The organism is Pricia sp., assembly GCF_041745955.1.
Lineage (GTDB): Bacteria > Bacteroidota > Bacteroidia > Flavobacteriales > Flavobacteriaceae > Pricia.
Genome location: NZ_JBGTHY010000210.1, coordinates 1 through 8,253, shown reverse-complemented (window position 1 = coordinate 8,253; position 8,253 = coordinate 1). Strand labels below are relative to the sequence as shown.

The window sequence follows — 8,253 nt, the reverse complement described above, 5'->3', positions numbered from 1 at the left end:
AATTATTAGTCTTCTTGAGCGATTGATGTTAGGACATCATTAGTAATCGGAAAAATTCCGTAATGACAAGAGACATAACTGCTTGCCGGACGGACAAGAAAAATTAATCGACATATTCCATAGAAGTCTCTAATACTTTCGGAGAGTGTTGCCGAGTGGTTTTACCCTTTGAGAAAACAATACGTTTGCGATTGAAACTAGCACATACTCGATTCTGTCACCTTTGGCTTGTTATGACTCTGTTCATAACATCCTTCATTGTTATGGCCCAAGACAGCATCCCTCCCAAAGAGGTGCAGACGTACTTTGACGCCGCAAGAATCTTCGCCAATAAAGACAAGACCGACCTCGCCCTTGAATCCCTCGAAAAAGCGGCCAAAGTTGCCGAGGCCAATGATGACGTTAAATCGTTGATAGATAGTTACCAGAAAATCGCCTTGATCTATCTCAAACTAAACAAGGAAGAATCCACCCTTTTGTTTTCCGATCGTGCGAAAAGCTTGTTGAAAGTTACCGAATACCCCTATGGCTCGGCCGTCGACAAATTTATAGAAGCTCTTGTGGCATTTGGGAACGGCAGAAATTTTCAAGCTATCTTTATGCTGAACGAAGCCAGGCAACTTAACAACGACCGTAATTTTTTCAATAATATTTTATTGGCGGAAGGCTTTATTTATCTCAAACTTGAGAAGTATGATAGCGCCACTAAAAACTTCAATTCCCTCATCATCAACACCGATCTCTACGAAAGTGAATATTTGACCACCAGAGCCTATTTGGGAATGGCACAGTTGGAATATGATACCAAAAACTTTGAAGAAAGTGCATTAAATGGCGAGAACGCGCTTGAACTTGCCAAAGAAAACGAATTTTTCAGGGAAATCATTGAGGCCAATACCTTGTTGACCACTGTGTATACCATCATCGGAAACTACGAGAAAGCCCTGGTGAACAATAAAAATCTACTGCGTATCCGCGATTCTATTTTTAACATCGCCAAGTTACAGACCGAGGCAAAGACCGCGGAAAAAATACAATTCGCTTTCATGGGCGATGAGATAAAACGGCAGGAACAAAAAATAGAGGAACTGAACGCTTCGAAGAACCAATCCGATATTGCCGCAATACTGACCGCGGCCATGTTGACCATCATAACCCTATTGGCCGTTTCGTTGTTTCGTAACAACCAGATAAAATTAAAGACCAACGACCTGCTGCAGACCAAGAACAACGAGCTTAAAGCGGCCAGGGATTCCGCCGTAAGTGCCATGCAGGCGAAGACAAACTTTCTATCTACCGTCAGTCATGAACTCCGTACCCCGCTTTATGCCGTTACCGGCCTTACCCATCTTTTATTGGAGGAAAACCCCAGTGAAAACCAAAAAGATTACCTGAAATCGTTGAAATTCTCTGGTGATTATTTATTGAACTTCATCAACGATATTTTACAGATCAATAAGATAGATGCGGACAAGCTCGAGGCCCTGAACATTGAGTTCAACCTTAAAAAAGTACTTCAGGAAACCATCGATTCGCTACAGTCCAGTGCCAAAAGCAACCATACGGAACTTGTTCTTAAATTCGACGACGACATTCCGAGCCATTTGATGAGCGACCCTATCAAGCTTTCCCAAATATTTATGAACCTGGTCGGTAATGCCCTAAAGTTCACCAAAAATGGAAAAGTTACGGTTATTGCCAAGTTGATGAAAAAGGTGGAGGAAGACGTTGTTCTCTATTTTGAGGTCCGCGATACGGGTATCGGCATCTCGAAAGACCAGCAGGAAAGTATATTCGATGGATTCGAACAGGGCTCTATAGAGATAAACCGTGAATATGGAGGGTCCGGTCTCGGGCTGACCATTGTAAAAAGTCTTTTGGGCCTTTTCGACAGTAAGATCCAATTGGAAAGTGAGCTCGGAGAGGGCAGTTCTTTCTTTTTTGAATTGAACGTAAAAAGTAAGGACAGCATTGTCGACGACGTACCTTTCGAGATTACCGAAAACGAATACAACTTCAAAGGTCTACATATTCTTATCGTCGAAGACAACAAGATCAACCAGGTCATCACCAAAAAAATGTTGACCAAAAAAGAGATTACCAGTGATATTGCCAATCATGGGGGCGAGGCTATTGAAATGGCTCGCGAAAACGCTTATGATGCCATATTGATGGACATTCACATGCCCGGTATCGGCGGGGAGGAGGCCACCATCGAAATCAGGAAGTTCGACACCTTCACCCCTATTATTGCCCTAACGGCTATTTCTTTGGACGATAGTTTGGAAAGTTTCTACGCCGCCGGCTGTAACGATGTGGTCACCAAGCCGTTCAAGCCCGAGGTATTCTACCAAAAAATCGGGGAGAATATCTTTGATAAAAGACGGGTCAAGAGTTCGATTTCATAAAACTCACGATACAAGCCTCCAACACCTTTCTCCCCTCGTCCAGCAACCGATGCCTAATTGGCAGGTAATATACGTTTTCCACTTTTCCACCTAATCGTACATAATCCTTTTCGGTAGTAAGCAGATATTCCCTAGTCCGAAATTGCTGCAGCTCGTTTTCCGTGAAGGAATGATGGTCCTCAAAACGCAGATGTTCGAAGGCGAGTCCGGCTTCTTTCAAATAGGCTACCAATGGCTCGGGGTTTGCAATTCCTGTTACCAGAGTCAGTTTTTTATCCCTGAAATAATCCACCGCAAATCCTTTTGTATCTCCTATGAATTCTGAACTATACGCCAAACAACTGAACAAAATTTGTTGGTGGGGTTCCGGTTTCAGTTTTTGAATTATCCGCTGTCGTTCCGAATCATCCAAATTTGGGGGACATTTGGTCACAATGATCATATCTGCCCTCTTGGCTTCCCGTTTGCTGTCCCGTAGGCTTCCGGTCGGTAGGTACCAATCATTCACATAAAGGTTGTCGTGGGCAGTCAGCAGCAGTGAAAATCCGTAGTTGACCTTTCGATGTTGAAAGGCGTCATCAAGCAAAATTACATCCGGAGAAACCTTTTGATCTAGTATTCGAATCCCGTTTCGTCTATCCGCATCGACAGCGACCGCAATTTCCGGGAATTTTGAAAAAATCTGATAAGGTTCGTCGCCCAAATCCCCAATCGTACTTTTGGTGTTCGCCAATACAAAACCCTTAGATTCCCTTCGATATCCCCTGCTCAACAGAGCCACCTTATACTCATCCTTTAAAAGTGAAATCAAGAATTCGGCCATTGGGGTCTTTCCGGTACCGCCGACGCTAAGGTTGCCGATACAGATCGTCGGGGTTGCGAAAGCCTTTGATTTGAAAACATCCACATCATAGAGAAAATTACGGACATGTACCACCAAGGCATACATCAGCGATATAGGAAATAAAAATTTTCTTAGCGCTTCCACGACGGCGAAATTAGAATATTTTATCTTTGGATGCCTTATATTGCAAAAATGAAAATTGAACATGTTACGGACATACTCGAAGAACTGGCCCCTTTGGCCCATGCCGAGGATTTTGACAACGTCGGATTGTTGGTAGGCGATGACCAAGCGGAAGTTAAGGGCATACTGGTCACTTTGGATACTCTGGAGAACGTGGTAGACGAGGCCATAGCCACCGATTGTAATCTTATCGTCAGCTTTCATCCGATTATTTTCGCGGGACTTAAACAACTGACGGGAAGAACCTACGTTGAGCGTATTGTCATCAAAGCCATTCAAAACGGGATTGCCATCTATAGCATGCATACGGCGTTGGACAATGTTCGGGATGGGGTCAATGGGAAAATTTGCGAGGTATTGGGAATAGGACACCCTAAAATATTGATTCCCAAAAAAGGAACCATCGAGAAATTGGTCACTTATGTGCCCCAAAAGGATGCAGAAGCCCTGCGCACATCCCTTTTTGAGGCAGAAGCTGGAAATATCGGTAGATACAGTGATTGCAGTTTCAGTATAGAAGGCACCGGAAGCTTCAAGGCCGGCGAACAGGCCCATCCCGTTAAGGGCGAAATCGGCAAAATACACTATGAGGATGAAACGCAAGTGAACGTGATCTACTCCAAAAGGCATGGTTCCCGGATCTTAAAGGCACTTTTTGAAAACCATCCTTACGAAGAAGTGGCCTTTGAGCTATTTGCCCTTGAAAATACCGACCAAAATATTGGTATGGGCATGGTCGGCGAACTTGCGGAGCCGATTTCGGAAACTCAATTTTTAGAAAACGTCAAGCAAAAAATGAACGTATCCGTCGTTCGACATTCGCGTTTATTAGGCCAAAAGGTGAATAGAATCGCTGTTCTAGGAGGAAGTGGTGCCTTTGCCATCGAAGCTGCCAAGGCTTCCGGAGCCCAAGTATTTATTACTGCCGACATCAAATATCACGAGTTTTACAAAGCGGAGGACAAAATCGTTATTGCGGATATCGGACACTATGAAACCGAGCAATTTACAAAAACCCTCTTAGTTGATTATCTTACGAAAAAAATACCTAATTTTGCAATCCGTTTGGCGGAAAGTAAAACCAATCCCATCCAATATTTATAAGGAATTTTATGGCAAAGAAAACAGAGATAACCGTAGAGGATAAATTAAGGGCATTATATGACCTGCAACTGATCGATTCGAGGGTCGATGAGATACGCAATGTCCGCGGTGAGCTTCCGTTGGAAGTAGAAGATCTGGAAGACGAAGTAACGGGACTTAAAACCCGGATGGACAAGCTGAAGACCGATGTAGAGACCATCAACTTTGAAATTGGAGCCAAAAAGAATTTGATCGAAGAGGCCAAAGAGCTTATAAAAAAATATACCGAACAGCAGAAAAATGTTCGAAACAGTAGGGAATTCAACTCCATAAGCAAGGAATTGGAGTTCCAGGAACTCGAAATACAGCTGGCCGATAAGAATATCAAAGAATTCAAAGTACAGATCGAGCAGAAAAAAGAGGTTATCTCAGAGGCAAAAGAACGTTTGAGCGAGCGTGAATCACACCTGAAACACAAAAAAAGCGAACTGGATGCCATTTTGAAGGAGACCGAAAAGGAAGAAAAGGCCCTTTTGAACCAATCGCAAAAATTTCAGACCGAAATCGAGGAGCGTTTGGTAAAGGCATACATCCGTATACGGAACAATGTAAAGAACGGTCTCGCTGTAGTGCCCATCGAAAGGGGAGCCTCCGGCGGTTCTTTCTTTACCATTCCTCCCCAAGTGCAGGTAGAAATCGCATCGCGAAAAAAGATTATTACGGACGAGCATAGTGGCAGGATACTAGTAGATCCGGTACTCGCAGAAGAGGAGCAAGAAAAAATGCAAAAGATGTTCGGCAAGTTGTAACTATACCTCTTACTGATTGTTTAAAACCTATTTGAAAGCCTTCCGTAAATATCGGATGGCTTTTTTTAATTCCACAACTACAACTGCCTAACTTTTAAGCAGCTCCAAGATTCGCTTCTCGACCTCATCGCTATCCCATTTCTCATCGATATCCGGCATTCCCATCACCTGCCGCATAATCTCTTCTTGGGCATCGCCCTCTGCCAAAGCCTCGGCGTACGGTCGATTTGAAAAGGTGACCCGACTGTAGACCGGAATCCATTTATCGGGATGTTTGGCCGCAAAACGTTTCTCGATTTGCTTTTGCAGCAAAAACTTAGGGTCGGCCGTTTTGCTGCTCATTTCCATAAAATTCCGGTAACTGAGTTCGGCAATAGCATCGGCGTTCGGTTTTCTATCCTTCTGGTATTCCTGAAAAATGCGTTCCCAATCATCTCCGTATTCGGCGATTATTTTGTTTAGCACAAAGATATCCTCAAACCCGGCGTTCATGCCCTGTCCGTAAAAAGGGACTACGGCATGGGCCGAATCGCCAACAAGGGCAACCCTGTCCCAATATGTCCACGGATAGCATTTCATGGTGACCATGGCGCTGGTCGGGTTCTTGAAGAAATCTTCCGCAAGGTTATCGATGTCGTTTTGCACCGTGGGAAAATAGGTCTTAAAAAAGGACTTGGCCTCGGCCTTCGTCTTGATACTTTCGAACGAAACTTCGCCCTCGAAGGGCATAAATAAGGTACAGGTAAAACTTCCGTCGAGATTAGGCATGGCAATGAACATAAAATTACCGCGCGGCCAGATGTGGAAAGAATTTTTGTCCAACTTATGCGAGCCATCCGAATCGGGAAGAATCGATAATTCCTTATAACCGACATCGATGAAGTCTTGGGAATAATCGAATCGGCTGCGGCGTTGCATTTTATGACGGACGCGTGAAAATGCGCCATCGCATCCGAAAATCATATCGAAACCGTACTCAGCCCACTCCCCCTTTTCCGTTTCCCCGGTATACAATTTGGTTTCGGGCAGGTTCACGTCCCACACCTTTTCCTCGAACCTAAAATCGACACCCGATGACTCGGCGATATCGATCATCCGGCGATTTAGAATGCCCCGTGAAATAGACCATATAGCTTCGCCATCCTTTCCGTATTTCTGAAAATAAAGGGGTTTATCGATGACGTGCATTGCCCTTTTATCCAGCGGAATAGCAATTTTTTTAATTTCTTCGGCAATACCGACCTCTCTTAACGCCTTCCATCCACGATTGCTCATGGCCAAGTTTATGGAACGGCCCGAGAATTCCGTGTTACGGATATCGGCCCGTCTGTCAAAAACCGTGACCCGGTGCCCCAGTTTTTTAAGATAGATAGATAAAAGCGAGCCCACCAATCCTGAACCGATGATAGCGATGTTTTTAGAGGTTTGCGTCATTCTTTGTTTTTTTTAAACAATTCGCTGTCATTAGTAGCCTCTAAATTTAACAAAATTAATAGTATGGCTGATGGTTTTGTTCCAAAGGTCTTGCTAGGTTTTAGATTAAACACGAAAATCTCATTTATTGTTTAGGTTTTTTTTACTTTTATTGAACAACTGGAATATGGCCCATAAGAAGCCCAATTTGCCTGTAAAAATCTGTAGCACTTGTGGTAGGCCATTTACTTGGCGCAAAAAGTGGGAAAAGAATTGGGAAGAAGTGAGGTATTGTAGCGAACGATGTCGGAGGGGCAAGAACTAGATGTGGCAGTCGCAGTCGCAGTCGAGAAATTACTTTTTTTATAAACTCTTAAACCAATAATCCCATAAACTTTTTTGAATTTAGCCATCTTGCCTATGAACCATCTCATTTGGTTTCGAAATGACCTCAGGGTGGCGGATAGTTACTCCGTTTCCAAGGCCTGTCACGGCGAATCGGTTATAGCGGTGTACTTCTTTGATCCCCGTCACTACGCAATCGGTGATTTCGGATTCAAAAAAACCGAAAAATAGCAAGCCCAGTGATGACGGGTGACGGATGACCGATTATTAACAATACTATTGAAACGACTAAATGAAAAAATTACGGCTAATTCTCGGCGACCAATTGAACCAAAAACATTCATGGTTCGATAAACCCGACAATGATGTCTCTTACCTCATGGCCGAGATGCGGCAAGAGACCGATTATGTAAAGCACCACATTCAAAAAGTCGTCGGCTTCTTTTTGGCCATGCGTAATTTTCACGAGGAACTTTCGGAAAAGGGACACCGCTTCATCTATCTCAAAATTGGCGATGATGACAATCCGCAGAGCCTAGAAAAAATCATTCAAAAATTTGTGGATGAAACTGATGCCGACCAGTTCGAATACCAACTGCCGGATGAATATCGGTTAGACGAACAATTAAAGACTATCTGCAAAGGCCTATCCATTGAAACGAAAGCCGTCGATTCCGAACATTTCTACACGACCCGTTATGAACTGAAAAACTTCTTTTCGAACAAGAATCAGTATTTGATGGAAAGTTTCTACCGCATGATGCGTAAGAAGCACGACATTATGATGGTCAACGACCAACCCGATGGCGGTAAGTGGAATTTCGACCATAGCAACCGCAAGAAATGGACGGGCAAGCCTGAAATTCCCCATGAACGGGGGTTCCGAAAAGACGTAAGTGCCGTGGTACGGGAGATTGAAAACAAGGGTATCGAAACCATGGGCAAAATAGATCCGAAAAGTTTTAACTGGCCGACGTCAAGGGCAGACTCCCTTTCGGTGCTCAATTATTTTTGTAAAAACCTTTTGGTCCATTTTGGCGATTATCAGGATGCGCTGCACAGTGAAAAGAAATTTTTGTTCCACTCCCGTCTGTCGTTTGCCATGAACAGCAAAATGCTTTCGCCGAAAGAGGTAGTCGATAAGGTACTGGATTACTATTATGAGCAC

Annotated in this window: 8 protein-coding genes; 6 read left to right on the top strand and 2 right to left on the bottom strand. The window is 43.8% G+C overall.

Annotated features, from left to right (window positions below):
- Nucleotides 1–233: 233 nt before the first annotated feature.
- On the top strand, nt 234–2,408 hold the full coding sequence (locus ACEW8S_RS07630; RefSeq protein WP_373517570.1) for an ATP-binding protein: 2,175 nt from the start codon (nt 234–236) through the stop codon (nt 2,406–2,408).
- Here ACEW8S_RS07630 and lpxK read toward each other — a convergent pair.
- Complete coding sequence (gene lpxK / locus ACEW8S_RS07625; protein WP_373517569.1) at nt 2,389–3,396, bottom strand: tetraacyldisaccharide 4'-kinase; 1,008 nt, start codon at nt 3,394–3,396, stop codon at nt 2,389–2,391. The genes ACEW8S_RS07630 and lpxK overlap by 20 nt on opposite strands.
- Before the next feature lie 48 nt (nt 3,397–3,444).
- On the opposite strand from lpxK, the gene ACEW8S_RS07620 reads away from it, so the two are divergent.
- Nucleotides 3,445–4,539 (top strand): Nif3-like dinuclear metal center hexameric protein, encoded by a 1,095-nt coding sequence (locus tag ACEW8S_RS07620; RefSeq protein ID WP_373517568.1) that lies wholly within the window; start codon nt 3,445–3,447, stop codon nt 4,537–4,539.
- A gap of 8 nt (nt 4,540–4,547) precedes the next feature.
- Entirely contained in the window at nt 4,548–5,327 is a 780-nt protein-coding gene (locus ACEW8S_RS07615; protein ID WP_373517567.1) for a zinc ribbon domain-containing protein, read from the top strand.
- A gap of 87 nt (nt 5,328–5,414) precedes the next feature.
- Here the strand turns inward: ACEW8S_RS07615 and ACEW8S_RS07610 are convergent, their stop codons facing one another.
- A complete protein-coding gene (locus ACEW8S_RS07610) occupies nt 5,415–6,761 on the bottom strand; it encodes an FAD-dependent oxidoreductase (protein WP_373517566.1) in 1,347 nt (448 codons plus the stop codon).
- Nucleotides 6,762–6,927: 166 nt separating this feature from the next.
- On the opposite strand from ACEW8S_RS07610, the gene ACEW8S_RS07605 reads away from it, so the two are divergent.
- The 3 genes from ACEW8S_RS07605 to ACEW8S_RS07595 all read left to right on the top strand — a co-directional run.
- A complete protein-coding gene (locus tag ACEW8S_RS07605; RefSeq protein WP_373517565.1) occupies nt 6,928–7,065 on the top strand; it encodes a DUF2256 domain-containing protein in 138 nt (45 codons plus the stop codon).
- A 95-nt stretch (nt 7,066–7,160) separates the two neighbouring features.
- Nucleotides 7,161–7,316, top strand: coding sequence for a deoxyribodipyrimidine photo-lyase (locus tag ACEW8S_RS07600; RefSeq protein ID WP_373517564.1), 156 nt, complete (start codon nt 7,161–7,163; stop codon nt 7,314–7,316).
- A 61-nt stretch (nt 7,317–7,377) separates the two neighbouring features.
- The coding region (locus tag ACEW8S_RS07595) for a cryptochrome/photolyase family protein (protein WP_373517563.1) at nt 7,378–8,253 on the top strand (876 nt) is incomplete at its 3' end.